Here is a 24,785-nt window from a genome sequence, read left to right as displayed (position 1 = left end):
CATGTCCGCCTCCTATTCGGCCGCTGCGAGCTGCATGCCGGACGATCTGTCCACCAGCGGCGCGCGGAAGCTTTTCAGGCGCAGCGCGTTCGTCAATACGAAGACGCTGGAAAGCGCCATGGCTCCGGCGGCAAGGACAGGCGACAGCAGAACGCCGTTGACAGGATACAATATTCCGGCCGCCACGGGAACGAGAGCGGCATTGTAAGCGAAGGCCCAGAACAGATTCTGGCCGATATTGCGGATCGTGGCCTTGGAGAGCGCGATGGCATTGGCGACGCCGCGCAAATCGCCAGACATCAGCACCACATCGGCGCTTTCAATGGCGACATCCGTGCCCGTGCCGATAGCAAGGCCGACATCGGCGGCGGCCAGCGCCGGCGCATCGTTGATGCCATCGCCGACAAAGGCGACACGTCGCCCGCCGGCGGCAAGCCTCTTGACGGCCTCCACCTTGCCGTCGGGCAGCACTTCCGCAACAACCTCGTCAATGCCGAGGCGGCGGGCGATGGCTTCAGCGGTGCGGCGATTGTCACCCGTGATCATCGTGACCTTGAGGCCGAGCGCATGCAGCGCCGCAATCGCTTCCGGGGTGGTTTGCTTGACCGGATCGGCAACCGCGACGATCGCGGCCAGCCTGCCATCGACGGCGGCGTAAAGCGGTGACTGCCCTTCCCTGCCCAGCCGCTCGGCATCGTCTGCGAACATCGCGACATCGTAACCGAGCTTCGCCATGAACCGGTCCGCGCCCGCTTCCACCCTGCGGCCGTCGACCATGGCTGCAACACCAAATCCGGGGGTCGCCTCGAAGCCTTCCGCATCGGCAAGCGTCAGGCCGCCATGTTTCGCAGCCTCAACGATCGCTTCGGCAATCGGATGTTCGGAATGGTTCTCCAGCGAGGCGACGAGGCGCAACACCTCATCCGCATCGAAGCCCTCTGTCGTGGTAAAATGCACCAGTTTCGGCTTGCCGAGCGTCAGGGTGCCGGTCTTGTCGACGGCGATCACATCGGCATCGCGGAGCGTCTGGAGCGCATCGCCGCGGCGGAACAGCACGCCCATTTCGGCGGCGCGGCCGGTGCCGACCATGATCGAGGTCGGCGTGGCAAGGCCCATGGCGCAGGGACAGGCGATGATAAGCACCGCAACCGCATTGACGAGCGCGAAGGTCAAGGCCGGATCAGGCCCGAACATGAACCAGACGATGAAGGTGGCGAGCGCTGCCAGCATCACCGCCGGCACGAACCAGTTGGTCACCTTGTCCACCAGCGCCTGAATGGGCAGCTTGTCGGCCTGCGCCTCCTCGACCATGCGGATGATCTGGGCGATCAGCGTATCGGCGCCGACCTTGGTGGCGCGGAAGGTGAAAGAACCGTTGCGGTTGACCGTGCCGCCGACGACTTCGGACCCCGCCGCCTTGGTGACCGGCACCGGTTCGCCTGTGATCATCGATTCATCGACATAGGAAGAGCCACTGAGGACCAGCCCATCGACCGGCACTTTCTCGCCGGGGCGAACGACGATCACATCGCCAGTGCGCACATCCTGCAACGGCACATCGATGGTTTCGCCATCGCGCAGCACGCGAGCGGACTTGGCCTGCAGGCCGACGAGCCGCTTTATCGCCTCGCTGGTGCGGCCTTTGGCGCGCGCTTCCAGAAAACGTCCGAGAAGGATGAGCGTGACGATGACCGCCGCCGCCTCGTAATAGACATTGGCCGTGCCGCTCGGCAGGATTTTGGGCATGAAGGTTGCGACAACCGAAAATCCCCAGGCGGCGGCGGTGCCCAGCACGACGAGCGAATTCATGTCCGGCGCCAGCCGCAGAAGTGCGGGTATGCCCTTTTTGAAGAAGCGCAGGCCGGGCCCGAACAGAACCAGCGTCGTCAGCGCAAATTGCAAATACCAGCTTTCCTGCATGCCGACCGTTTCCATCACGAAATCATGGATGGCGGGCACCAGATGCGATCCCATTTCCAGCACGAAAACGGGTAGCGTCAGAACAACGGCGACGGCGAGGCTGATTTTGAGGCTGCGCAGTTCCGCCTCGCGCTTGTCCTGCTCTCCATCCGTGGCTTTGTCGGCAACAACCTCGTTCGCCTTATAGCCCGCCCGTTTGATGGCATCCGAAAGGTTGGCCGCAGAGGCGGCGTTGCCGGCGACGCGGACGGTGGCGCGTTCCGTCGCCAGATTGACGCTTGCACCGGAAACACCGGAAACGGCCTTCAACGCCTTTTCGACACGTCCGACGCAGGAGGCGCAGGTCATGCCCTCAATATCGAGTTCGATGGTTTTCTCTTCAACGCTGTAACCGGCCTGCCGCACCGCCTCGATAACGGCCGGCACATCCGGCGGCCCGGAGAAGGAAATGTCGGCACGTTCCGTTGCCAGATTGACCGAAGCTTTCAGAACGCCCGGCACCTTGGCAATGGCCTTTTCCACGCGTCCGACACAGGAGGCGCATGTCATGCCATCGATCGCAATCTGATGGCTCGCCCGGATCTCCATTTGTGACATGCGTATGACCCCTCTTTTCTGTGTTAAAAAAAAGATAGGGCTTCCCATCGTGGCAAGGTCAATAGGTTCTTTTTGATGATTTTCAAGTGACGATGCCGTGCACGTGAACGGGCGTTTTACGCCGGCTCAGAAAGTGGACACAGACGATAAGTCAGGGAAAAAAGTGGTGCGGACGGCGGGACTTGAACCCGCAAGACCAATGGTCGGCAGATTTTAAGTCTGCTGCGTCTACCGATTTCGCCACGTCCGCATTGCCGCGCCGCGTACCGTTTCGGTCGGGGCGCTGCAAAAAATCGTCATGCTTCTGGCGCCCGGCGCTGGGGCCGGTCCCAAACACGACTGAGCCTCATCTACACAGGCCGAACCGTTTCGGTCAACGGGGCCTCGGAGCATTTCCAGGAAAAGTGGGACCCGGTTTTCCGTCCGGAAATGCGGCAAACAAAGAGCCGGAGCGTTTTCGCGATTCGAAGAAAAGCGAGAACGCTTTAGCCACACCAGGACTGATTTTTTGCCGATGCCGGATGCGCGAGCCCTTCCCGCACAAGTTGATCGGCGAAGGATACGCCCGAACGCGAAAGCCGTTTGCGTTCCATGGATTGGCCGCCCGCAGCACCGGAGGACGCCACATCGAAGGCGCCGGCATTCAGCATGTCACGAAGCCTGACCTTCGCAACGAAGCCGCGCTGGCGCTCTTCCATGCAGCGCGCCCGGTCGATCTGCGGCACTTCTATGCCGGCAAGCTGCATTTTCACGCCCTTCATCCAGAAGGTGTTGCCATCGGCCACGCAATTGTTGAGGCCGGAACGACCGCAAAAGGCAAAAATACCGCTTTTTTCACCGAGCGAGATTTTTTCGACCGAAGGACGGGTTTCCGGCAGGATAGCGGCGACCTGGCTCGGCTGCGAGGCGGATGGCATGGCGATCGGGCGCGGCTGCACCGGGCCGTTGCCGGGTAGAGCCGGCAATGCGGGGCGGATGGACGCCACTTTTTCCGGCGTGACGGAATCGCGTTTGGCCGCCATCGCGACTTTCGAAGAACTCGTGGCCGGAGATGTCGCCTTTGCAACATGACGCTGCGGCAAAAGACTGTCGCGATGTTCGTAAGCTTGAATGCCGCCGGCAACGACGCCCAGCATCAGCACCCATGGCCAAACGCTGCCGCCACCCGATTTCTTCGCCGTGCGGCGTCGTGCTGTCGATTTTCGATTGCTCACGATCGGACTCCTTTTTACGGAGCCGCATTATCGGCCAAAGGAGTTTCCGAAAGGTTGGCATTGCCGGGCGTTTTCGTTTTTCAGAGAATCGGGAAAACGCCTTAACCCCTTGTTTTCTCGATTTCCCGAATGGAAAGCACGCAAATGAGCTGTGGATAAACCCTCAGCGAACCTGATCGAGAAGGCGCTTGCATTCGAGGAGATCGAACAGGGCTTCCTGCAAAAGCGCCTGATCGTCCTTGCCGATGCTCGACTTGCCGACCGATATTTCCGCATCGCCGCCGCCACCGCCGAAGCCGAAAAAACGGCCGCTTGGCTTGGCCTTCGGGCGACCGACGACCTCGTCCCCATCGGTATCGACGACACGCGGTTCGGCGACTTCCTTTTCACCGCTCGCCGCCATGATGGCTTCCATGGTCGCAAGATCACCGGAGGCGATGGCCGCCACGAAGCGGTTGCCATTGGCTTTCAGCAGCTTCTGCACGCCCTTGATGGTGTAACCATGGTCATAAAGAAGGTGACGAATGCCCTTCAGGAGATCGATATCGTCAGGACGGTAATAACGGCGGCCCCCGCCCCGTTTCATCGGCTTGATCTGCGGAAAACGTGTTTCCCAGAAACGCAGCACATGCTGCGGCAGGTTCAGCTCATCCGCCACTTCACTGATCGTCCGAAACGCGTCGGGGCTTTTATCCAAATTTCCACTCCCATCCGAACCGGAGCGCCATGCATCCGGCCGGACACTGAACGAGAACGCTTTTCACCCGCCGGTCAAACACCACGCAAAGTCGGTTACGACCCCGCGCCGACGCCGTTGCGGCGAGATACAAATCACTAAAATTGATTATGATGTGAGTCGACCGGATTTCAACGGCTTGCACGTTGAAATTCAAGTGTGTTCACAAGAAGAATGGGGAAAAAGGCTTGCGATACGGCAAAAAAGGCGTCTCGCCTGGACCTTGAGAGAGGGATTATGCCCCGGCCTTCTGGCCCTTCTGCTTGGCCTTGCGGGCCGTATGGGCCTTCAGAATGCGCTGCTTCAGCACGTTCGAGGCCTTGAAGGTCATGACGCGACGTGGGGAAATCGGAACTTCCTCACCCGTCTTCGGGTTGCGGCCGATACGCTCGTTCTTTTCCCGTATCTGGAATGTCGCGAAGGACGAAAGCTTGACGACTTCGCCACGCGTGATCGCGTTGCATATTTCGTCGATGATCGTCTCGACCAGTTCGGCGGATTCGGTGCGGGACAGCCCGACTTTACGAAACACAGATTCTGCAAGATCTGCGCGTGTCACTGTCTTCCCGGCCATTTTTCCCCACAAACCGTGTCTGAACTCTTCTCTAGGAGCCGCCGAGATTATTTCCCTTGTGGCGACCGGTCAAGGGATTGTTCCAGATTCATTTGAGGCTTTCGGCAATCAGTGCAAGGGCTTAGAGCGAGTGATACGGTTTTGACACAGGCTCGGGCCGCTCCGGCGCTTCCGATCGGGGCGAGAGCGCGAAAATCACAACCGATTTCGCGCCATCGCCCCGGCAAACGCGGAAATCAGGCCTTTACCAGCGCAGCAGCACCGCGCCCCAGGTGAAGCCGCCGCCCATGGCCTCCAGCATGACCAGATCGCCCTTCTTGATGCGTCCGTCACCGGCGGCAACGGCGAGCGCCAGCGGAATGGAAGCGGCCGAGGTATTGCCGTGCTGATCGACGGTGATGACGACCTTTTCCGGGTCGATGTTGAGCTTCTTCGCAGAACCGTCGATGATGCGCTTGTTGGCCTGATGCGGAACCAGCCAGTCGAGATCGTCGGACGTCGTGCCCGTCGCCTCGAAGGCCTGTTCGATGACGTCGGTGATCATGCCGACGGCGTGCTTGAACACTTCCCGGCCTTCCATGCGCAGATGACCGACCGTTCCTGTGGTGGAAGGTCCGCCATCGACATAGAGCTTTTCCTTGTGCGAGCCGTCGGAGCGAAGCTGCGCCGTCAGAATGCCGCGATCGGCAGAAGTGCCCTCGCCTTCGCCGGCCTCCAGAACCAGCGCGCCGGCGCCGTCGCCGAAGAGAACGCAGGTGGTGCGGTCCTTCCAGTCGAGGATGCGCGAGAAGGTTTCGGAACCGATCACCAGAACGCGCTTGGCCATGCCGCCGCGAATATAAAGATCGGCGGTCGATACGGCATAAACGAAACCGGAGCAGACGGCCTGCATATCGAAGGCGAAACCATGGGTCATGCCAAGACGGTTCTGGATGTTCACCGCCGTTGCCGGAAAGGTATTGTCCGGGGTCGAGGTGGCCAGAATGATGAGGTCGATATCGTCGGGCGTCAGGCCGGCATTGTCGAGCGCGGCGCGCGCCGCCGCTTCGCCGAGCGACGCGGTTGTTTCACCTTCGCCGGCGATATAGCGCTGCTTGATGCCCGTGCGCTGCACGATCCATTCGTCGGAAGTCTCGACGACCCCTTCGATTTCGCTGTTGGTCATGACACGCTTCGGAAGCGCTGCCCCGAAACCACGGACTATAGAGCGGATCATTCCCTTATTCCTCGTCAGCCACGAGAGCTTCGGGCGCCGGGGGCGGAAGCCGTCTTGCGTGGTAAATCTTCAGATCATTTTCAATCTTGGCCGTCAGGCCGTTGTGGACCATGTCGTAGCCGACATCGACGGCGGAGGCAAAACCGATGGCATCCGTGCCGCCATGGCTCTTGATGACAATGCCGTTCAGGCCCAGAAACACGCCGCCATTGACCTTGCGCGGGTCCATCTTTTCACGAAGCACATCGAAGGCGCTTTTCGCCAGGATATAACCGATCTTGGCGAAGAAGCTGCGGGAGATCGCCTCACGCAGCAGCGTGGTGATCTGGCGGGCGGTGCCTTCGGCGGCCTTGAGCGCGATGTTGCCGGTGAAACCTTCGGTCACCACCACATCCACCGTGCCCTTGCCGATATCGTCGCCTTCGACGAAACCGCGATAATCGATGGTGGCGAGATCGGCTTCGCGAATGAGGCGCCCGGCCTCACGCACCTCTTCCTGACCCTTGACCTCCTCGACGCCGACATTGAGCAGGCCGACGGTCGGCCGGTCGATATCGAAAAGCGCACGCGCCATGGCGCCGCCCATCAGGGCGAAATCCAGCAGCTGCTGGGAATCGGCGCCGATGGTCGCGCCGATGTCGAGCACGATGCTTTCACCCTTCAGCGTCGGCCAGATGCCGGCGATTGCCGGGCGTTCCACCCGCGCCATGGTGCGCAAACAGAATTTCGCCATGGCCATCAGCGCGCCGGTATTGCCGGCGGAAACGGCGACATCCGCCTCGCCGAGCTTCACGGCCTCGATGGCGCGCCACATGCTGGAGACGTAGCGGCCACGGCGCAGCGCCTGGCTCGGCTTCTCGTCCATGCTGACCGAGACTTCACAATCGTGAAAGACCGACTTTTCCCGAAGCGCGGGATATTGTGCCAGAATGGGGTCGCATTTGCTCTTCTGCCCGTAGAGCAGAAAAGTTACATCGTTGTGCCGTTCAAGCGCCTTGGCGGCACCGGGTATGGCAACATCTGGGCCGAAATCGCCACCCATGACGTCAATTGCAATTCTGATCACTCGTCCCTTATCCTTCTTCCCGCCAATCAGCGGTTTTGCGCGAAAATACCTTTTCCGGCCTTCGTTACAATAAAATTATTTCAGCCCAACGGGGCCATTCAGTCTTTTTTCCAATCTTTGAGCACGGCAAAGGGCGACGGGCGCTTTTCTTCTTCAGGCTCTTTTTCGGCCGCTTCGGCAAATTCCGCATCCGGTTTACGCGGATAGGGATCGATCGCGAGCGCCGCAAATTCGGCAACCACAGCGCCGACATCGATGCTGTCGCCGGTGAACTGGTCGGGAATATCCGGGCCGTCGGGGTCGAGCACGATCTCGCCTTCCTCATTGGTCACCATCCGCGCCAGTTTCGAACCTTCCGGAACGAAAATCTGCTCGACTGGCTCGTCGATCTTGCTCGAGATCGGCTCCAGCGTGACGACGCAGGATTGCGTTACCGCCGCATGCACTTCGCCCTTGATCTTAACGCCATCCTTCTTCCAGCGGGAAACCTGCAGCTCCGCCTTCAGATATTCGACGGAAACCACATTCCAGAATTTCGCCAGCGCCTTCAGTTCCTCGGCACTGGCTTCGAGACCAATCCTGACCGGATTGGCGGAAATATGGCCTACCTTTACGGGATAGGAAAAAGGCAGGTCGTCATTTGCAGGGTGTCGCGCGTTCATCGTGAACCTCATCGTCCAGGCAAGGGCAGCGTCAGGCTTCCGGTTGCTATTGTGTCTTCGGACTGGTCGGCAAGTTCCGTGGATGCGTCCATCATCCAGCCTGCCAGCCCCTCCATCTCGGGCGCCTTCTCATCTACCTGCGGATATATATTGCGCCGGAGCGCCGCGGCAAGGGCAACGCGGTCGGAAGCATCCAGCGCCGCCGCATAGGATTCGAGCCGCCCATAGAACATGCCGGCGAATTTCTTCATGCGCTTCGGCACGCCCTGATCGCCGATTCCCAGTTCGCGGATGGAATGATCGAGGTCCTGAAAAAAGGCGTCGACGATCTCCTGAGCAATTTCCTGCCCGCTCACATCGGAGGATTTGGTACGGCGGAAATAGAGAATCATAATGACCGACAGCATCTCGAAGCGGCCCATGACCGTATCCGGAACACCGAGATCGAGATAGAAAGCGGGCGTGCGGGCAGCGGCGGTCAAAGTCGCATATTGCCGGTCGACAATGGCGCGATTGTTGTTTTTCTTCTTGAACAGCCCGAATATCATCGTTTTTTTTCCGAACGGGACGGGTGAATTCGCTTACCGCCCATCGCACTTGTTGCATGATCGTCAAAGCTGGTTTACCGAAGCATCCACGAATTGCAATGCTGTCGCGGTCACGTTCGTCTTTCGCCTGAAACAGTCGAAGAGAACCGGAGGAGTTCCAAAAGACCGGGAAAGCATTGAATTTGGGGAGTGACCGGGATTTTCCGTCCCCGGATTGACACAATCATGTGCACAGACACTGTGCACCACGCAATGCCGGAAGGTGCCATTCATGATCGCAGTCGGGGAAAAGCAGTTGAGCAAGCAGAAATCCGCAAGTCACGGCAATGTTCTGAGCAAGACCGCCATCGCAATCGTCCTCGCATCCGGCCTGCTTTCCGCCTGCAGCAGCACGACCGATGTGTTCCATAACGGCTACGTCATGGACGAGCAGTCGCTCCAGCTGATCCCGGAAGGTTCGAGCCGCGAGCAGGTTCTGCTGACCATGGGCACGCCCTCCACCACCGCGACCTTCGGCAACGAGGTTTTCTATTACATCTCGCAGAAGCGCGTGCGCCGCGCGGCCTTCATGAAGCCGGCGCTGGTCGAGCAGAACATTCTCGCGATCTACTTCAACAAGGACGGCGTGATCGAGCGCAAGGCAAACTACACGCTGCAGGACGGCAAGGTCTTCGACACGATTTCGCGCACCACGCCGACGGGCGGCAAGGACCTCACCTTCCTGCAGCAGCTGCTTTCCGGCGGTACCTCGGGCGCCAATATCGCCAAGAGCATTCTCGGTCAGGGCAACAACACTCCCTGATCGGAAGAAGAAACGGAAAATTCAAAGGCCCGGGGATCGCTCCCCGGGCCTTTTTCATTTGTCGGAACCCAAGCCCTCAGTGGGCAAGAACCGCAAGCAGCAGCAGCGCGACGATATTGGTGATCTTGATCGCCGGGTTGACGGCCGGACCGGCGGTATCCTTGTAGGGATCGCCGACCGTATCGCCCGTCACCGACGCCTTGTGGGCGTCCGAACCCTTGACGTGGCGCACGCCGTCCTTGTCGATGAAACCGTCTTCGAAGCTCTTCTTGGCATTGTCCCATGCGCCGCCACCGGAGGTCATGGAAATCGCCACGAAGAGGCCGTTGATGATGACGCCGAGCAGCGATGCGCCAAGCGCCGCGAAGGCCGACGCCTTGGAGCCGGAAATGGCCAGCACGCCGAAATAGACGACAAGCGGCGCCAGAACCGGCAGGAGCGACGGGATGACCATTTCCTTGATCGCCGCCCGTGTCAGTAGGTCAACGGCCTTGCCGTAGTCAGGCTTTTCCGTTCCGGCCATGATGCCGGGCTTTTCGCGGAACTGGCGGCGCACTTCCTCGACGATCGAGCTTGCCGCCTTGCCCACCGCCGTCATGGCGATACCACCGAAGAGATAGGGGATAAGGCCGCCGAACAGCAGGCCGGCAACCACGTAAGGATTGGCAAGGCTGAAAGAAATCTCGCCAATGTCCTTGAAGTAGGGATAGGTATCGCCATTGGCGGCGAAGTAGGACAAGTCATTGGCATAGGCGGCGAACAGCACCAGTGCGCCGAGACCGGCAGAGCCAATGGCATAACCCTTGGTGACGGCCTTGGTGGTGTTGCCGACGGCGTCCAGCGCATCGGTCGCCTTGCGTACGTCAGGATCGAGACCGGCCATTTCGGCGATACCGCCGGCATTGTCCGTGACCGGGCCGAAGGCGTCGAGCGCCACGATCATGCCGGCAAGGCCGAGCATGGCGGTGACCGCGATGCCGGTGCCGAACAGGCCGCCGAGCTGGTAGGTTCCGATGATGCCACCGACGATGACAATGGCCGGCAGCGCCGTCGATTCCAGCGAGACCGCAAGACCCTGGATGACGTTGGTGCCATGGCCCGTGACCGAGGCCTGGGCGATGGAGTTGACCGGCCGCTTGTTGGTGCCGGTATAATATTCGGTGATGACGACAATCAGCGCCGTCACGACAAGACCGACCAATCCGCAGAAGAAGAGGTTGGTGCCGGTGATTTCCATGCCGGCCACCGTGCCTACCGTGCCCCAGCCGACCGTGGCATGAGTGGCGACCGCAAGACCCGCAACCGAGAAGACACCGGTGGCGATGAGGCCCTTGTAGAGCGCCCCCATGATGGAATTGTTGGTGCCGAGCTTCACGAAGAAGGTGCCGGCAATCGACGTCAGGATGCAGGCGCCGCAGATCGCCAGCGGATAGACCATGGCGCTTTCCAGTATCGGCGTTCCGGCAAAGAAGATCGCGGCGAGAACCATGGTCGCGACGACAGAGACGGCATAGGTCTCGAAGAGGTCGGCGGCCATGCCGGCGCAGTCGCCGACATTGTCGCCGACATTGTCGGCGATGGTTGCCGGGTTGCGCGGGTCGTCCTCGGGAATGCCGGCCTCCACCTTGCCGACGAGGTCGCCGCCGACATCCGCACCCTTGGTGAAGATGCCGCCGCCGAGGCGGGCGAAGATGGAGATCAGCGATGCGCCGAAGCCGAGCGACACCAGCGCATCGATCACCTCACGCGAGCCGGCCGGATGGCCCATCACCGAGGTGAGGATGAAATAATAGATCGAGACGCCGAGTAGCGCGAGACCGGCCACCAGCATGCCGGTAATGGCGCCCGACTTGAAAGCGATATCAAGACCGGCAGAAAGGCTGTGCGAGGCGGCCTGCGCGGTGCGCAAATTGGCGCGCACGGAGACATGCATGCCAACGAAGCCGGCAACGCCTGAAAGCACCGCGCCGACGAGGAAGCCGATGGCTGCCATGGATGACAGAAGATACCAGGCCAGAATGGCGACGATCAGTCCGACGATGGCGATGGTGAGATATTGACGGGTGAGATAAGCCTGCGCACCTTCACGGATAAAACCTGCTATTTCACGCATACGCTCGTTGCCCTGATCGGCATCGAGAACGCTTTTGGTGGCCCATACCGCGTAAACGACGGAAAGGACACCGCATAAAATTACTATGGGTATTACGGTCATGCGCACTTACCTCCCAAAAGGCCGGGTCTCACTCCCTCCCCGGCGTGGCGAAACCTTGTGCAGGGAGATGCGGACGGCCTGTCCCAAATCCCGTCTTGGGCATTTGTTCCCCTCCCAAGGAAAAATGTCCTCGGAGCGGAGATTGCGTTGGCGCGAGGTGCCGCGTCAAGCCCACAAATTTGCCTGAAACTTGAAAGGAGTAGAGTGCGGCGCGCGACTCAGGCTGCTTTTTTGCGGCTTGTCAGGACGAGTGACAGGACAAGCAGGAGGCAAAGCCCGGCAACCGGCCAGATGACGAGGTTCATCACCGACCAGCCCCAGGCCGTAAACACCTTGCCGGAAGAGAAGGATGACAGCGCCACGGCGCCAAACAGCACGATATCGTGGAAACCCTGCACCTTGTCCGCTTCATGCGGGCGGTAACTGGAGGTGATGATGGCGGTTGCGCCGATGAAGCCGAAATTCCAGCCGAGGCCGAGCAGGATGAGCGCCGCCCAGAAATTCCACAGCTCTATGCCCATATGGGCAACGATGGCGCAGGCCATCAGCACGATGAGGCCCGCCGCGACGATTTTTTCCGAACCGAATCGGGAAATCAGCATGCCGGTGAAGAAGCTCGGGCCGAACATGGCGAGAACGTGCCACTGGATGCCGAGCGTGGCGAGTTCGGTGGGGAAACCGCAGCCGACGACCATGGCGAGCGGTGCGCCGGTCATCATGAAGGTCATCAGGGCATAGGAACCGATGCCGCAGATCATGCCGGTGACGAAACGCTGCGTGCGGACGATTTCCGACAGCGGCCTTGCCGATTCGACATGGGCGGCCGCAGCCTTGGGGTCGGGCAGTTTCAGAAACGCCAGAATGGCGATGGAAACGAGGCCGAGCGGAACGAGCGCCAGAAAAGCGCCGGCAAAGGTGACCGGCGCCAGAAAATCCTTGCCGAAGATGGCGAGTTGCGGCCCAACGATGGCGGAAATGATGCCGCCCGCCAAAATCCAGGAGATCGCCTTAGGCTTGTAAAAGGATGGAGAGGCGTCGGCTGCGGCGAAACGGATTTTTTGCGTAAAGCCGCCGGAAATGCCGATCAGCAGCAGGCCGACGGCAAACAGCCAGAAATCCGAACGGAAGAGCGCCACGGCGGCAATGCCGCCGCCGATGGAGCACATCAGCGCGCCGACCATGAAGCCTGCCTTGCGGCCGAGGAAGCGGGATGCAGCCGCCACGCAGATCGCGCCAAGCGCAACGCCGATATTGAAGCCGGTGAGAGGCGCGGTCGCCAGCGACTTGTCCGCGCCGAGCAGCTGATAGCCGGCAAGTGCGCCGACCGAGAAGCTCAGGGGCGCAGCCGATCCCATGATCGCCTGCGCGATGGTGAGGAGGAAGACGTTGCGCTTCGCCTCGTCCAGTTGAACTTCAAGTCCGGGGACGGAAACCGCGCTCATCTCTTCCTCACCTAACGTATTTTAGCGTTTTGCCTCGCCGCGCACCTGCTTGGCAATGCGGTCCAGAACCGCATTCACCAGCTTGGGCTCGTCATGCTCGAAGAAAGCACGGGCGATTTCGACATATTCCGTGACGATGACGGCGACCGGCACGTCCTTGCGCTCCAGAATCTCGAAAGTGCCTGCACGCAGGATGGCGCGCACGGTGGCATCGAGGCGCGACAGCGGCCAGTCTTCCAGAAGGGCGGAGCGAACCAGCGGGTCGATCTTCGTCTGATCGCGGACGACGCCGGAAACGATGGAACGGAACCAGGACGGGTCGGCCTTCAGATAGGTATCGCCGTCGACTTCCTGCCCGAGACGGTGCGCTTCGTATTCAGCCACGACTTCCATGACGCCGGTTCCGCCGACATCCATCTGGTAAAGCGCCTGCACGGCCGCAAGGCGGGCCGCGCCGCGCTGGTTGGCGGGCTTTACCGAAGGCTGGCGCGGTTCGCCGCCATTTTCAACGTTCGACATGCGCTCAGCCACCCAGCTTCTTCTTCAGCTCGATCATCGTCAGCGCCGCACGCGCCGCAAAACCGCCCTTGTCCTTGTCGGAACGACGCACGCGCGCCCATGCCTGCTCGTCATTCTCGACGGTGAGGATGCCGTTGCCGATCGGCAGCGATTCGCTGACGGCAAGATCCATCAGGGCGCGGGAGGATTCGTTGGAGACGATGTCGAAGTGGTAGGTCTCGCCACGGATTACCATGCCGAGCGCGACGAAACCGTCATATTCCGTGCCGTCATTGTCAGCACCGTCAAGCGCCATGGCGATAGCGGCGGGGATTTCCAGCGCACCGGGAACGGTGATGACGTCATAGGTGGCGCCGGCTTCATCGAGGGCGAATTTCGCGCCTTCGAGAAGGGCATCCGCCATATCGTCGTAAAAACGTGCTTCCACGATAAGAAGATGGGGTTTGGACATGATATTTTCCTGAAAGCTTGATGCCGGATCATACCGGCTTTTGCGGCGGTCAAACCACGGCTGGCCGTTTTTGGCAAGTAATTTCATGTATCAGCGGCGCGAGGGGCCGCGTCTGCAAGGCATTTGGCCGGGTTTCACGCCTTCCGGCGAGGCTCCGCGACAATCAGGTTTTCTGGAAGGCTAGATGGACGCCGAGCCCCATCAACACCGTCCCGGCCGCGCGCCGGGCAAGCACCTGCACCGTGCCGGAACGCTTCAAACGCCCAACCATGGCGCCCGCGAGAAGCACCCCGACGAGATCGGCCGAGGAGAAAATGAAATTGACGGCAATGCCGAGGATCAGCAATTGCAGCCAGACCGGAAAGGCTGCCGCAGGGTCCACGAATTGCGGCAGGAAGGCCAGAAAGAACAGTGCTGTCTTCGGATTGAGCACATCGACGATGATGCTGTCGACAAAGGCGCGGCGGGCCGATTTCGGCTCGATGGCCAGATTGACCGCCTCACCTTCGAGCTTGCTGCGCAGCATCGAGAAGCCGAGCCACACAAGATACAGCGCGCCGCAGAGCTTCACGGCGAGATAAAGCCACGGCACGGCCTGAAACAGCACCGAAAGCCCTGCCGCAGAGGCAAAGATGTGGAAATAGCAGCCGACATGGATTCCAAGCACCGCCATCAGCCCGGCAAACCGGCCGCGCGCCATGGTCTGCGCCGCCGCATAAAGCATGGCCGGACCGGGGATATAGGCGAACAAGGCGGTGGTTATGAAAAAGGCGGTCAGCAGTTCGAAGGACGGCATGATGTATTTCCCCTACCCCGTTTGGCTCGCAGTCGATATCAAACGGCCTAAAAAGTCTTATAGCGTTTCCAGCTTCATCGGAAGCGGGTGCTTGAGAACAATTGCAATATGCCGCGATTTCAGGTGTTGGCCACTCCCCTTTCCGTCATTCCGGCCTTGAGCCGGAATCCAGTCGACGCGCGTCTGTACGGCGGGAAAAGTTCTTTCAGCCCAAAGACTTGGGCTGGCTGGATTCCGGCTCAGGGCCGGAATGACGGAGGAAGCGTCGGTGCGTCATCCTCTCCAAAGCATCGTCACATTACGCTGAGGGAAACTCCGCAAGCCTTGCGGCATAACGCGCCATGGTATCGACTTCGAAATTGACGAAATCACCCGGCTGGCGTTCGCCCCATGTGGTGACGGTCAGCGTGTGGCGGATCAGCAGCACGTCGAAATCCGTGCCTTCGACGGCGTTGACGGTCAGCGAAGTGCCGTCGAGCGCCACGGAACCCTTGGGCGCCACGAATTTCGCCAGATGCTCCGGCGCACGCAGGCGAATGCGCACCGCCTCGCCTTCCGGCTCCACCGAAAGGATTTCCGCCCTGCCATCGACATGGCCGGAAACGATGTGGCCGCCAAGCTCATCGCCGATCTTGAGCGCCCGCTCCAGATTGACGTGGGTGCCCTTTTGCCAGCCGGCAATCGTCGTCAGGCGCAGCGCCTCTTCCCATGCCTCGACCTCGTACCAGCGCTCGTTGCTGCCGTCTTCCGGCAGTCTCGTCACCGTCAGGCAAACGCCGCCATGGGAGATCGATGCGCCCATATCGATGGTCTTGGGATCGTAATTGGTCGCCACCCGCAGACGCACGCCTTCGGCCAGAGCTTCGAGCTCGGAAACGGTTCCGACGTCGGTGACAATTCCGGTAAACATCAAATCGGCCTTTCATAATCGAAGCAACGATCCCGCCCATAGGCGGTCTCGCTGACCAGAGCATAGTCACCCGGAATATCGGCACGTTTGAGCGGCGTTTCAATGCCGCCCTCACCGATCACGACCGGGCTTTCGAACAGCATGATACGGTCCACCAATCCTGCTTCAAGGAATGATTTTGCGGCAAAGGCGCCGCCTTCGACCAGAAGTTCCGACATGCCGCTTTCGGCGAGGATGTGGAGGAGGTTTTTAAGTGTTGGGGCTTCGAGGATCTGGACGCCGGCGTCGGTGAGAAGTTGGCGTCGGTGGTCGCGGTTACCCCCCTCTGCCCTGCCGGGCATCTCCCCCTCAAGGGGGGAGATCGGCAAGGGGCTGTCCGCTCGTTCAAATTGCGCCTCCGGCTCGCCCTCTCCGGCCGCCGATGCGGGGCGAAGCGGCGCTCCATCGATCTCCCCCCTCGAGGGGGAGATGCCCGGCAGGGCAGAGGGGGGTATCGCCGCAACGATCAACGGCACCTCCCGCGCTGTCTTCACCAGCTTCGATGTCAACGGTAATTCAAAATGCCGATCCAGCACGATCCGCACCGGGGAACGCTGCTCCATGCCGGCAATACGCACCGTCAATTCAGGATCATCAGCAATCGCCGTGCCAATCCCCACAAGAATGCAATCGCAACGCGCCCGAAGTTCATGCACGGCATGGCGCGCCTCGGGACCGGTAATCGCCACCTGCCCCTCGCCTTTCCTGCCGATCATGCCATCGGCGGAAACGGCAAGCTTCAGAATCACATGCGGGCGTTTTTTCACCTGACGCATGAGGTAACCGGCCAGCGCCCTCTTACCCTCATCCCGCAACAGGCCGGTTTCCACGACAATACCGGCATCCCGTAAAATCGTATAGCCGCGGCCGGAAACGCGCTCGTCCGGATCATCCACCGCAACCACGACGCGGGCGACGCCGTATTCCACCAGGGCATTGGCGCAGGGCGGGGTCTTGCCCCAGTGGGAACAGGGTTCGAGCGTCACATAGGCGGTCGCGCCGCGCGCCGCCTCGCCGGCGATTTCCAGCGCCTGCCGTTCGGCATGGGGGCGGCCGCCAATGGCGGTCACGGCTTCGGCGATGATTTTCCCGTCCTTGACGAGCACGCAGCCGACGGAGGGATTGGTAAGCGTCTGGCCCTGATGGCGAAGCGAAACCTCGATTGCCCGGGCCATGAATCTTTCGTCATCGGCACGGGTGGTCACGGCTAGACTCCGGCGTCCGTATCGCGGGCGATCTTGGCGTTGATTTCGGCAATGACGTTCTCGAAATCCTCGGCATGGCTGAAATCGCGATAGACCGAGGCGTAACGCACGAAGGCCACGTCATCGAGGCTCTTCAGCGCTTCGAGAACCTGCAGGCCGATTTCTTCCGAGGGAATTTCCGTCTCGCCCGAACTTTCCAGGCGGCGGACGATGCCGGAGACGGCGCGCTCGATCCGGTCGCGATCGACCGGGCGCTTGCGCAGCGCGATCTCGAAGGATCGCACCAGCTTTTCCCGGTCGAAAGGCAGCTTGCGGCCGCTTTTCTTGATGACCATCAGCTCGCGCAGTTGCACGCGCTCATAGGTCGTGAAGCGGCCGCCGCAATCGGGGCAGATGCGCCGCCGGCGGATGGAGGTATTGTCCTCCGCCGGACGCGAGTCCTTGACCTGCGTGTCTTCAGAACCGCAAAAAGGGCAGCGCATCTTCGTCCTTTCTTTTACATGTACGGATACATGGGGAAACGGTCCGTCAGGCCGACGACCTTTTCACGCACCGCAGCCTCGACGGCGGCGTTGCCCTCATCCGAATTGGCAACCTTCAGGCCATCGAGAACCTCGACGATCAGCTTGCCGATTTCGCGGAATTCCGCTTCCTTGAAACCGCGCGTCGTACCGGCCGGCGTGCCGAGACGGACACCGGAGGTGACGAAGGGCTTTTCCGGATCGAAAGGAATGCCGTTCTTGTTGCAGGTGATGTAGGCGCGGCCAAGAGCTGCTTCCGCGCGCTTACCGGTGGCGTTCTTCTTGCGAAGATCGACCAGCATCAGGTGGTTGTCGGTGCCGCCGGAGACAACATCCAGACCGCCTTCGACCAGCGTTTCGGCCAGCGCCTTGGCGTTCTTGACGACCTGAGCGGCATAGTCCTTGAACTCGGGCTTCAGCGCTTCACCGAAGGCGACGGCCTTGGCGGCGATGACGTGCATCAGCGGGCCGCCCTGCAGACCGGGGAAGACGGCCGAATTGAACTTCTTGGCCAGATCCTCGTCATTGGTGAGGATCATGCCGCCGCGCGGGCCGCGCAGCGATTTGTGCGTGGTGGTGGTGGCGACATGGCAGTGCGGGAACGGCGACGGATGCTGGCCACCGGCGACGAGACCCGCGATGTGCGCCATGTCGACCATCAGGTAGGCGCCGACTTCATCGGCGATCTCGCGGAAGCGCTTCCAGTCCCAGACGCGCGAATAGGCGGTGCCGCCGGCGAGAATGAGCTTCGGCTTGTGTTCCTTGGCCTTACGCTCCACCTCGTCCATGTCGAGCAGATTGTCGCCTTCACGCACGCCGTAGGAGACGACGTTAAACCACTTGCCGGACATGTTGACCGGCGAACCATGCGTCAGGTGGCCGCCCGAGTTCAGATCGAGGCCCATGAAGGTATCACCCGGCTGCAGGAGCGCGAGGAACACGGCCTGGTTCATCTGCGAACCGGAATTCGGCTGCACGTTCGCGAAGTTGACGCCGAACAGCTTCTTGGCGCGTTCGATGGCGAGTTCTTCAGCGATGTCGACGAACTGGCAGCCGCCGTAATAACGCTTGCCCGGATAACCTTCCGCATATTTGTTGGTCATGATCGAACCCTGCGCTTCGAGCACGGCGCGGGAAACGATGTTTTCCGAGGCGATCAGTTCGATCTCGTGGCGCTGGCGACCCAGTTCCTTCTCGATCGCGCCGAAAATTTCCGGATCGACATCGGCAAGCGGACGGGAGAAGAAAGCATCTGTGTTCGACATGGTGAGGCTCCTGAAACAGTAATGCGATGGCGTCTTAGCGCCCTGCCCCGACAAGAGCAATACGGGCAGCGAGATTTGCCCGTCAAACTGCGACGTTGCGACAAAAAACGACAGATGTTTTCAGAAAATCGCCAAGAAAAAAGCCGCACCCGAAGGTGCGGCTCATGGTGATGGAATGAAATGGCGGTAAGCCGGATCAGTTGCGCGGCAACAGATCGTCATCCACCGGGCCGGCGGGCTGTTCCATGCCGCTCGTGGTGTTGAGCGCCAGTTCGGCGTTGCCGTCCTTTTCATAGATGTCGTCGCGGAACTGCACCACGCCGTCCTTCGCCGACCACGCGGTGATGTAGACGAAATAGACCGGGATTTCCTGCGCCAGCTTGATCGGCGTGTTGACGCGGGTGGCGATGACGCGCTCCATTTCCTGACGCGACCAGCCGGGCGTGTCGCGCAGCAGCCAGCTCGTCAGGTCGCGCACGTTCTGCACGCGCACGCAGCCGGAGGATTCGAAACGCATCAGCTTGTTGAACAGGCCCTGCTGCGGCGTGTCGTGCATATATTCGTTGTTCGGATTGTGGAAGTTGATCTTCGTCGACGACATGGCGTTGATCTTGCCGGGGTCCTGACGGAACATCAGGTTCGGAGCCTTCGGCGCGAACCAATCGACTGCGGTTGGCGAAACTTCCTGCCCCTTGCCGTCGATGAGGCGGATGTTGTTCCGCTCCAGATAGGTCGGATCCTTCTGCATCAGCGGCACGATGTCCTTTTCGACGATCGAGCGCGGCGCGGTCCAGTAGGGGTTGAGGATGACCTCGTAAATCTTGGAATTGATCACATGAGTCGGGCGGCTGGCGCGGCCGACGACGGCCGTGTTGCGCAGCACGACGCGTTCATTTTCAACGGCTTCGATGGCGGCGGCCGGGATATTCACCATCAGGTGACGCTGGCCGAGATCGCCGGACATGGACTGGATGCGAACGAGGTTGGTCTGCAGCTGCGCCAGACGGATCTGCGCGGAAACATTAAGCGCCTTCGTGGTGTATTCGCCGCTGACGCCATCGGCCGGAAGGCCGTGGCGAGCCTGGAAACGCTTCAACGCGCCATCGACGTAACTATCGAAGGCGCTGGAAATGCCGGCTTCACGCGGCAGGTCGCCGGACACCATCAGTCGCTGGCGAAGCGCCTGTACGGAAGGATCGGAGACGCCGATCTGGAGACGCTGCTGGGACGCCGGCACTTCCGGCCAGCCGCCATTCTGTACGATCTGCTGATATTGCATGATCGCCTGCTGCATGTAGACCGGCGCTTCGCGTCCGAGAACCGGATTGTTGGAAACGACGCCCACGGCCGAACGCGACGTATTGGCGTCGAACTGGTCATCCCAGTTGCCGCGGCGCGAAGAGCCCATGAGATCGTTGAGCGCGTTCTGCGCAAAGGCCGGCGCGGCAAGCGCGGCGGCGCCAACGGAAACGGCCGAACGCAGAAGCGCGCGGCGCGATACGGAATCGGAAACGGATTTCTTTGTCATTCTACCTACCAGCCACTCTCTTCGGCATTCTCAACAATGCCTAAATCAATATGATTAACAAACACGTACAACGTGTCTGCCGGCTGGTAATACTCGACACCCATCCATTGGGCGCCATTGTCTGGCAGAACAGTCGGGACTTGCCGCGACAGCAGGAGAAACAGCCGGCTCCTTCAACCTTGCCGGTCCCATATCAATATGGCCGATTCGTGTCACGGCTCTCATCTCACGAAGCTTTGTTCGCCTGAGAAACAGGGCGAAGGCTCGAAGAAGGGCTGGGCTTGACACGCAAAAACGCACAACGCGGAATCCGCAAGCCGGGAGCAAAAGGATGCTCCCGGCTTAAACAGTGAAACCGTCGCGATACTACAGGCGGTAAGCGATCGAGTCGTTCCAGAAGCGATCGAGGCGCTGCAGCAGCTTGTTCATTTCGGAGAACTCGCCGGTGCCGATGCCGCCAACCTTTTCGATCGAACCGACGTGGCGTTCATAAAGACGGGCAACCGTTTCGGCGATTTCCTGGCCCTTTTCCGTCAGGCTGATGCGGACCGAACGGCGGTCGACACGCGAGCGCTGGTGGTTGATGAGGCCGAGATCGACCAGCTTCTTGACGTTGTAGGAGACGTTAGAGCCGAGGTAATAACCGCGGGAACGAAGCTCGCCGGCCGTCAGTTCGGAATTGCCGATGTTGAACAGCAGCAGGGCCTGAACGGCGTTGACGTCATCGCGACCCTGACGGTCGAACTCATCCTTGATGACATCGAGGAGGCGGCGGTGGAGACGTTCCACCAGGTGCAGCGACTCCATGTAGAGCGAGCGGATGGTATCTTCATGTGCATCGGCAACAACGGCCTGGGGCTTAACTTTGCTATTGATCATGACTGCCTCACTGTTTTGTTTGGCGGTGTGTTTGTTTGTCTCCCGCCTTGAGTGAGAACCTAATCAATGCGCATAAAATTCTACTTAAAAGCTACGATTAACAAATGGTTACCTGCATTTTCCCCGGAGGGCCCAACTTGTGGCGAAGCGGGAATGGCCCAAGGTCATGTATTATAAATCAATGACTTAGCTATTAAATGCGGCCCAAAATCAGGCCGAATTGCTTTATTCTTATGGTAAATCAATTCTTGCGCGTTCTTCATTCTGGCGCTGATCCAGCCAGAAAGCGACCAGGAATAGTATATAAATGGTTGCCACGAGGCCGTGCATGACGGGTACGAGTGTGTTGGCGCCGAAGATATGCGGCCACACCTTATACATGGCGATCTGCGCACCCGCGCCCATAACCCACATGACCGCGCCCCAAGAGGCCCCGAGCCAGAGGCCGAGTGCTGCGACAGGGAAAATAACGGCCAGCGCGCTGCCGGCCACGCGCCAGGGCAGGTTCAGCATATCGAACCGCCCATGGCCCCCAAGCGAATAGCCCGTCAGCATCGCCCAATATTGCAGGCCGAACCAGAAACAGGAAACCGCGACCAGCCTCATGAAGACCAGAAAGAGGATTTCCGTAAGCGGGCGTTTCGGCAGAGGTTGAGAATCAGGTTCCATGGCAGGAAGATACGGTCTCGACGAACGGGCGACCAGCCCATATTGAATCCCGCCGCCCGCCTTGTCAAAGCATCATCGTCATCGCAGGACGCCGATGAGGGAAGATTGTCGCATTCGCATGGGCCAAGCTTCATGCTATGCAGCTTTCCAAATTTGATCGAAGGACATTCTTACATGCAGGACAAAACGCATCTGGTCGACGAGATCACCGGCCATCGTCGCATGCGGCGCAATCGCAAGGCGGATTGGACGCGCCGTCTGGTGCAGGAAAGCCGCCTCACCGTCGACGATCTCATCTGGCCGGTCTTCATCGTGCCGGGCAGCAATATTCTCGATCCCATTCCGGCGATGCCGGGCGTCAACCGCATGAGCGTCGACAAACTGGTGGAAGCCGCGAAAGAGGCCGCCGATCTCGGCATTCCGGCAATCGCGACCTTCCCGAACATCGAAATGGAGCTGCGCGACGAAACCGGTTCCAACGCGCTCGAGGCGAATAATCTCATCAATCAGGCAACCATCGCCGTCAAGAAAGCCGTTCCCAATATCGGCATGATCACCGATGTCGCGCTCGATCCCTTCACCAGCCACGGCCATGACGGCATTCTGCGCGGCGACGAGATCGTCAATGACGAGACGGTAGAACAGATCGTCAAGGCGGCGATCCTGCAGGCGGAAGCCGGATCGGACATTATTTCTCCATCGGAAATGATGGATGGCCGGATCGGCGCCATCCGTCGCGGCCTCGATGCCGCCGGACACCAGAATGTCGGCATCATGTCCTATGCGACGAAATTCGCTTCCGGTTACTACGGCCCCTATCGCGAGGCCATTTCCACGGCCGGCCTGCTGAAGGGCGACAAGAACAGCTATTACATCAGCCCCGCAAATGGCATGGAGGCGATCCGCGATGCCGCTCTCGACGTGGAGGAAGGTGCGGATATGCTGATGGTCAAGCCCGGCCTGCCCTATCTCGACATCTGCTGGCGGCTGAAGGAGAATTTCGGCCTGCCGACCTTCGCCTATCAGGTGTCCGGCGAATATACCCAGATCAAGGCAGCCGCGATGAACGGCTGGATCGATGGCGAACGCGTGATGATGGAAACGCTTCTCTGTTTCAAGCGTGCCGGTTGCGATGGCGTTCTCACCTATTTCGCTATCGAGGCCGCACGTAAACTGGCAAAGGGCTAAGACCCGCACTTATTGTATTCGGTCGTTTTCTTCCCATATTGTCTGCTGACACGGCACTCATGCCGCGCTGTCATGCCTTCTCAGGAGAAAACGACCGATGAGCCTCGACCAGAACCCCACCTATGCCGCACCGGATGACTGGCGCGCCTATAGCGGCGTCCTGAGCCGGCGTGTCTTCGCATTCCTGATCGATTATGCGATCGTTCTCCTGCTGTGCATTCCAGCGGCGGTGATCGTCTTCTTTCTTGGCGTGATTACTCTTGGCCTCGGCTTCTTCCTCTATCCGGCGCTGTTCGTCATCGTTGCCGTGCTTTATTTCGGCATGACGCTCGGCGGCCCCTCGCAGGCCACCCCCGGCATGCGGGCGATGGGGATCGCCATGGCGCGGATGGACGGACGGCGAATCGATTTCCTGCTGTCGACCGTTCACATCGTGCTTTTCTGGGTCATCAACTCGGTTTTGACGCCGCTGATCCTGCTTGCAGGCCTGTTTACCGAGCGTTCGCGCCTCGTTCACGACTTCCTGCTAGGCACCGTCATCGTCAGAACGCGCTGATATTGCGGAAAGCCACGCAAACGTGGCTTTCAAACCCCGCAAATGCCGCATCTCGCAGTTGACGTTTTCCGGCATTTTGCCATTCTGTGACATTATGCATGTCGCTTGAAGCGTCGCCGCCAACCCCGTGAAATCGCGGCGCGCTTTCATAACAGACGCAGGAGGCGATCACGGTTCGATGAACACGCAGGCGACGCCCTCTCCCCAATTCTATCTTACGGCGCCGGCCACCTGCCCCTATCTGCCGAACCAGATGGAGCGGAAGGTCTTCACCCATCTGGTCGGCCCGCGCGCTTCGGAAATGAACGATCTTCTGACCCAGGGCGGTTTCAGGCGCTCGCAGAACATCGCCTATCGCCCGGCCTGCGAAAACTGCCGCGCCTGCGTCTCCGTGCGCATCCTGACCGAACAGTTCCAGCCGACGAAATCCATGCGGCGTGTTCTTGCCGCCAACAAGGATGTCGTGGCCACCGTTCACGCCGCCGAGCCTTCCACCGAACAATTCGCCCTGTTTCGCCGCTACCTCGACCACCGCCATCAGTCCGGCGGCATGTCCGACATGTCGGCGCTGGACTATGCGATCATGGTGGAAGACACGCATGTGAACACCCGCATCATCGAATACCGTGTGCGCGAGCCCGGCTCCGGCATCGATTCCAGCAAGCGCGGCGAACTTCTGGCCGTGGCGCTCAGTGATGTGATGAGCGACGGCCTGTCGATGGTCTATTCCTTCTTCAATCCCGATCTGGAAAAACGCTCGCTCGGCACCTTCATGATCATCGATCACATCACCCGCACCCGCGCCCTTGGCTTGCCGCATGTCTATCTCGGCTACTGGGTCGATGGTTCGGAAAAGATGGGCTACAAAACCCGCTACCATCCGCAAGAGCATCTGACGCCGCGCGGGTGGGAGGTTTATACGCCGGAAGAAAAGTAACGGGCTGGTCCAACCGTCAAAATCGCATGCTAAACTCCAATCAAACTTGGAGTATTTCAGATGAAAGCAACCATTTGCGAGTTCGGTGAAGAGGCAGGCGTTGTCATCCCGAAGGATATGCTTGAACGGCTTGGCTGGAAGATTGGCGACGTTCTCAGTTCAAGAACTGACGGCAACGTACTTGAGTTGCGAACTGCTGAGAGCCCGAACGAAGAAGCAACAGGTGACTTTGATCGTCAGCTGGAACATGCACGGCAAGCGATGCGCAAGTACCACGTTGCTTTAAAAGCGCTCGCGAAGTCATAAGCACTCGGTGGTTTGATTGCCAAA

The 24,785-nt window shown here is 60.1% G+C and carries 25 protein-coding genes and 1 tRNA gene; 5 read left to right on the top strand and 21 right to left on the bottom strand.

Annotated features, from left to right (window positions below; all coding sequences use genetic code 11):
• Nucleotides 1-12: 12 nt before the first annotated feature.
• The 9 genes from CFBP4996_RS04310 to CFBP4996_RS04270 form a co-directional block, all read right to left on the bottom strand.
• Nucleotides 13-2,517, bottom strand: coding sequence for a heavy metal translocating P-type ATPase (locus CFBP4996_RS04310; protein ID WP_162935886.1), 2,505 nt, complete (start codon nt 2,515-2,517; stop codon nt 13-15).
• Between the two features lie 164 nt (nt 2,518-2,681).
• Nucleotides 2,682-2,767 (bottom strand) — tRNA-Leu (locus CFBP4996_RS04305).
• Between the two features lie 235 nt (nt 2,768-3,002).
• A complete protein-coding gene (locus tag CFBP4996_RS04300; RefSeq protein ID WP_080852264.1) occupies nt 3,003-3,731 on the bottom strand; it encodes a nuclease in 729 nt (242 codons plus the stop codon).
• Nucleotides 3,732-3,894: 163 nt separating this feature from the next.
• A complete protein-coding gene (locus CFBP4996_RS04295; protein WP_003520813.1) occupies nt 3,895-4,428 on the bottom strand; it encodes a MerR family transcriptional regulator in 534 nt (177 codons plus the stop codon).
• A 274-nt stretch (nt 4,429-4,702) separates the two neighbouring features.
• The gene (locus tag CFBP4996_RS04290) at nt 4,703-5,041 is read right to left on the bottom strand and encodes an integration host factor subunit alpha (RefSeq protein ID WP_003502236.1); all 339 of its coding nucleotides are present in this window, start codon (nt 5,039-5,041) and stop codon (nt 4,703-4,705) included.
• A gap of 244 nt (nt 5,042-5,285) precedes the next feature.
• A complete protein-coding gene (locus tag CFBP4996_RS04285) occupies nt 5,286-6,257 on the bottom strand; it encodes a beta-ketoacyl-ACP synthase III (protein WP_059752548.1) in 972 nt (323 codons plus the stop codon).
• 4 nt (nt 6,258-6,261) lie between these two features.
• Nucleotides 6,262-7,323, bottom strand: coding sequence for a phosphate acyltransferase PlsX (gene plsX, locus CFBP4996_RS04280; RefSeq protein WP_035261625.1), 1,062 nt, complete (start codon nt 7,321-7,323; stop codon nt 6,262-6,264).
• Nucleotides 7,324-7,421: 98 nt separating this feature from the next.
• The gene (locus CFBP4996_RS04275; RefSeq protein ID WP_059753164.1) at nt 7,422-7,985 is read right to left on the bottom strand and encodes a YceD family protein; all 564 of its coding nucleotides are present in this window, start codon (nt 7,983-7,985) and stop codon (nt 7,422-7,424) included.
• 8 nt (nt 7,986-7,993) lie between these two features.
• The gene (locus CFBP4996_RS04270) at nt 7,994-8,533 is read right to left on the bottom strand and encodes a ubiquinol-cytochrome C chaperone family protein (RefSeq protein ID WP_080852265.1); all 540 of its coding nucleotides are present in this window, start codon (nt 8,531-8,533) and stop codon (nt 7,994-7,996) included.
• 271 nt (nt 8,534-8,804) lie between these two features.
• On the opposite strand from CFBP4996_RS04270, the gene CFBP4996_RS04265 reads away from it, so the two are divergent.
• Nucleotides 8,805-9,335 (top strand): outer membrane protein assembly factor BamE, encoded by a 531-nt coding sequence (locus CFBP4996_RS04265; protein WP_003520808.1) that lies wholly within the window; start codon nt 8,805-8,807, stop codon nt 9,333-9,335.
• A 76-nt stretch (nt 9,336-9,411) separates the two neighbouring features.
• On the opposite strand, the gene CFBP4996_RS04260 is transcribed toward CFBP4996_RS04265, so the two are convergent.
• The 12 genes from CFBP4996_RS04260 to CFBP4996_RS04205 all read right to left on the bottom strand — a co-directional run bounded on the left by CFBP4996_RS04260 (nt 9,412) and on the right by CFBP4996_RS04205 (nt 21,774).
• Nucleotides 9,412-11,550 (bottom strand): sodium-translocating pyrophosphatase, encoded by a 2,139-nt coding sequence (locus tag CFBP4996_RS04260; protein ID WP_003520807.1) that lies wholly within the window; start codon nt 11,548-11,550, stop codon nt 9,412-9,414.
• 218 nt (nt 11,551-11,768) lie between these two features.
• A complete protein-coding gene (locus CFBP4996_RS04255) occupies nt 11,769-12,992 on the bottom strand; it encodes an MFS transporter (protein ID WP_080852269.1) in 1,224 nt (407 codons plus the stop codon).
• A gap of 21 nt (nt 12,993-13,013) precedes the next feature.
• Nucleotides 13,014-13,511, bottom strand: a complete 498-nt coding sequence (nusB, locus tag CFBP4996_RS04250) for a transcription antitermination factor NusB (RefSeq protein WP_004441180.1) — start codon at nt 13,509-13,511, stop codon at nt 13,014-13,016.
• A gap of 4 nt (nt 13,512-13,515) precedes the next feature.
• On the bottom strand, nt 13,516-13,962 hold the full coding sequence (locus CFBP4996_RS04245; protein ID WP_020809943.1) for a 6,7-dimethyl-8-ribityllumazine synthase: 447 nt from the start codon (nt 13,960-13,962) through the stop codon (nt 13,516-13,518).
• Nucleotides 13,963-14,125: 163 nt separating this feature from the next.
• On the bottom strand, nt 14,126-14,758 hold the full coding sequence (locus tag CFBP4996_RS04240; RefSeq protein ID WP_003520803.1) for a LysE family translocator: 633 nt from the start codon (nt 14,756-14,758) through the stop codon (nt 14,126-14,128).
• Nucleotides 14,759-15,056: 298 nt separating this feature from the next.
• Entirely contained in the window at nt 15,057-15,668 is a 612-nt protein-coding gene (locus CFBP4996_RS04235; protein WP_059752541.1) for a riboflavin synthase, read from the bottom strand.
• Nucleotides 15,668-16,912, bottom strand: a complete 1,245-nt coding sequence (gene ribD, locus CFBP4996_RS04230; RefSeq protein ID WP_080852271.1) for a bifunctional diaminohydroxyphosphoribosylaminopyrimidine deaminase/5-amino-6-(5-phosphoribosylamino)uracil reductase RibD — start codon at nt 16,910-16,912, stop codon at nt 15,668-15,670. The genes CFBP4996_RS04235 and ribD overlap by 1 nt, the downstream gene beginning before the upstream one ends.
• A gap of 2 nt (nt 16,913-16,914) precedes the next feature.
• On the bottom strand, nt 16,915-17,394 hold the full coding sequence (gene nrdR / locus CFBP4996_RS04225) for a transcriptional regulator NrdR (protein ID WP_003496675.1): 480 nt from the start codon (nt 17,392-17,394) through the stop codon (nt 16,915-16,917).
• 14 nt (nt 17,395-17,408) lie between these two features.
• Complete coding sequence (gene glyA, locus CFBP4996_RS04220; protein ID WP_020809946.1) at nt 17,409-18,698, bottom strand: serine hydroxymethyltransferase; 1,290 nt, start codon at nt 18,696-18,698, stop codon at nt 17,409-17,411.
• A gap of 196 nt (nt 18,699-18,894) precedes the next feature.
• A complete protein-coding gene (locus CFBP4996_RS04215) occupies nt 18,895-20,226 on the bottom strand; it encodes a L,D-transpeptidase family protein (RefSeq protein ID WP_003520799.1) in 1,332 nt (443 codons plus the stop codon).
• Nucleotides 20,227-20,592: 366 nt separating this feature from the next.
• Nucleotides 20,593-21,102: a transcriptional regulator LdtR gene (ldtR, locus tag CFBP4996_RS04210; protein ID WP_026363448.1), complete on the bottom strand. Its 510-nt coding sequence runs from the start codon at nt 21,100-21,102 to the stop codon at nt 20,593-20,595.
• Between the two features lie 234 nt (nt 21,103-21,336).
• The gene (locus CFBP4996_RS04205) at nt 21,337-21,774 is read right to left on the bottom strand and encodes a DUF6163 family protein (protein WP_003496683.1); all 438 of its coding nucleotides are present in this window, start codon (nt 21,772-21,774) and stop codon (nt 21,337-21,339) included.
• A 174-nt stretch (nt 21,775-21,948) separates the two neighbouring features.
• Here CFBP4996_RS04205 and hemB point away from each other — a divergent pair, with 174 nt between their 5' ends.
• The 4 genes from hemB to CFBP4996_RS04185 all read left to right on the top strand — a co-directional run bounded on the left by hemB (nt 21,949) and on the right by CFBP4996_RS04185 (nt 24,761).
• The gene (hemB, locus tag CFBP4996_RS04200; protein ID WP_080853186.1) at nt 21,949-22,962 is read left to right on the top strand and encodes a porphobilinogen synthase; all 1,014 of its coding nucleotides are present in this window, start codon (nt 21,949-21,951) and stop codon (nt 22,960-22,962) included.
• A gap of 97 nt (nt 22,963-23,059) precedes the next feature.
• Nucleotides 23,060-23,518 (top strand): RDD family protein, encoded by a 459-nt coding sequence (locus tag CFBP4996_RS04195; protein WP_035217820.1) that lies wholly within the window; start codon nt 23,060-23,062, stop codon nt 23,516-23,518.
• Between the two features lie 178 nt (nt 23,519-23,696).
• On the top strand, nt 23,697-24,455 hold the full coding sequence (locus tag CFBP4996_RS04190) for an arginyltransferase (protein ID WP_080852273.1): 759 nt from the start codon (nt 23,697-23,699) through the stop codon (nt 24,453-24,455).
• A gap of 60 nt (nt 24,456-24,515) precedes the next feature.
• On the top strand, nt 24,516-24,761 hold the full coding sequence (locus CFBP4996_RS04185; RefSeq protein WP_080852274.1) for an AbrB/MazE/SpoVT family DNA-binding domain-containing protein: 246 nt from the start codon (nt 24,516-24,518) through the stop codon (nt 24,759-24,761).
• The last annotated feature ends 24 nt before the right edge of the window (nt 24,762-24,785 follow it).

This window comes from Agrobacterium leguminum (assembly GCF_005144435.2).
GTDB classification, from domain to species: domain Bacteria; phylum Pseudomonadota; class Alphaproteobacteria; order Rhizobiales; family Rhizobiaceae; genus Agrobacterium; species Agrobacterium leguminum.
This window is presented reverse-complemented; position numbering and strand designations above follow the sequence as displayed.

Bases quoted from the DNA above. Each gene is read 5' to 3' on its own strand.
- CFBP4996_RS04185 (WP_080852274.1), top strand. From the start codon at position 24,516: ATGAAAGCAACCATTTGCGAGTTCGGTGAAGAGGCAGGCGTTGTCATC.
- CFBP4996_RS04265 (WP_003520808.1), top strand. From the start codon at position 8,805: ATGATCGCAGTCGGGGAAAAGCAGTTGAGCAAGCAGAAATCCGCAAGT.
- CFBP4996_RS04260 (WP_003520807.1), bottom strand. From the start codon at position 11,550: ATGACCGTAATACCCATAGTAATTTTATGCGGTGTCCTTTCCGTCGTT.
- CFBP4996_RS04190 (WP_080852273.1), top strand. From the start codon at position 23,697: ATGAACACGCAGGCGACGCCCTCTCCCCAATTCTATCTTACGGCGCCG.
- CFBP4996_RS04205 (WP_003496683.1), bottom strand. From the start codon at position 21,774: ATGGAACCTGATTCTCAACCTCTGCCGAAACGCCCGCTTACGGAAATC.
- CFBP4996_RS04195 (WP_035217820.1), top strand. From the start codon at position 23,060: ATGAGCCTCGACCAGAACCCCACCTATGCCGCACCGGATGACTGGCGC.
- CFBP4996_RS04270 (WP_080852265.1), bottom strand. From the start codon at position 8,533: ATGATATTCGGGCTGTTCAAGAAGAAAAACAACAATCGCGCCATTGTC.
- CFBP4996_RS04215 (WP_003520799.1), bottom strand. From the start codon at position 20,226: ATGACAAAGAAATCCGTTTCCGATTCCGTATCGCGCCGCGCGCTTCTG.
- glyA (WP_020809946.1), bottom strand. From the start codon at position 18,698: ATGTCGAACACAGATGCTTTCTTCTCCCGTCCGCTTGCCGATGTCGAT.
- CFBP4996_RS04310 (WP_162935886.1), bottom strand. From the start codon at position 2,517: ATGTCACAAATGGAGATCCGGGCGAGCCATCAGATTGCGATCGATGGC.
- CFBP4996_RS04240 (WP_003520803.1), bottom strand. From the start codon at position 14,758: ATGCCGTCCTTCGAACTGCTGACCGCCTTTTTCATAACCACCGCCTTG.
- nrdR (WP_003496675.1), bottom strand. From the start codon at position 17,394: ATGCGCTGCCCTTTTTGCGGTTCTGAAGACACGCAGGTCAAGGACTCG.
- CFBP4996_RS04290 (WP_003502236.1), bottom strand. From the start codon at position 5,041: ATGGCCGGGAAGACAGTGACACGCGCAGATCTTGCAGAATCTGTGTTT.
- CFBP4996_RS04245 (WP_020809943.1), bottom strand. From the start codon at position 13,962: ATGTCCAAACCCCATCTTCTTATCGTGGAAGCACGTTTTTACGACGAT.
- nusB (WP_004441180.1), bottom strand. From the start codon at position 13,511: ATGTCGAACGTTGAAAATGGCGGCGAACCGCGCCAGCCTTCGGTAAAG.
- CFBP4996_RS04275 (WP_059753164.1), bottom strand. From the start codon at position 7,985: ATGAACGCGCGACACCCTGCAAATGACGACCTGCCTTTTTCCTATCCC.
- hemB (WP_080853186.1), top strand. From the start codon at position 21,949: ATGCAGGACAAAACGCATCTGGTCGACGAGATCACCGGCCATCGTCGC.
- CFBP4996_RS04285 (WP_059752548.1), bottom strand. From the start codon at position 6,257: ATGATCCGCTCTATAGTCCGTGGTTTCGGGGCAGCGCTTCCGAAGCGT.
- CFBP4996_RS04255 (WP_080852269.1), bottom strand. From the start codon at position 12,992: ATGAGCGCGGTTTCCGTCCCCGGACTTGAAGTTCAACTGGACGAGGCG.
- CFBP4996_RS04235 (WP_059752541.1), bottom strand. From the start codon at position 15,668: ATGTTTACCGGAATTGTCACCGACGTCGGAACCGTTTCCGAGCTCGAA.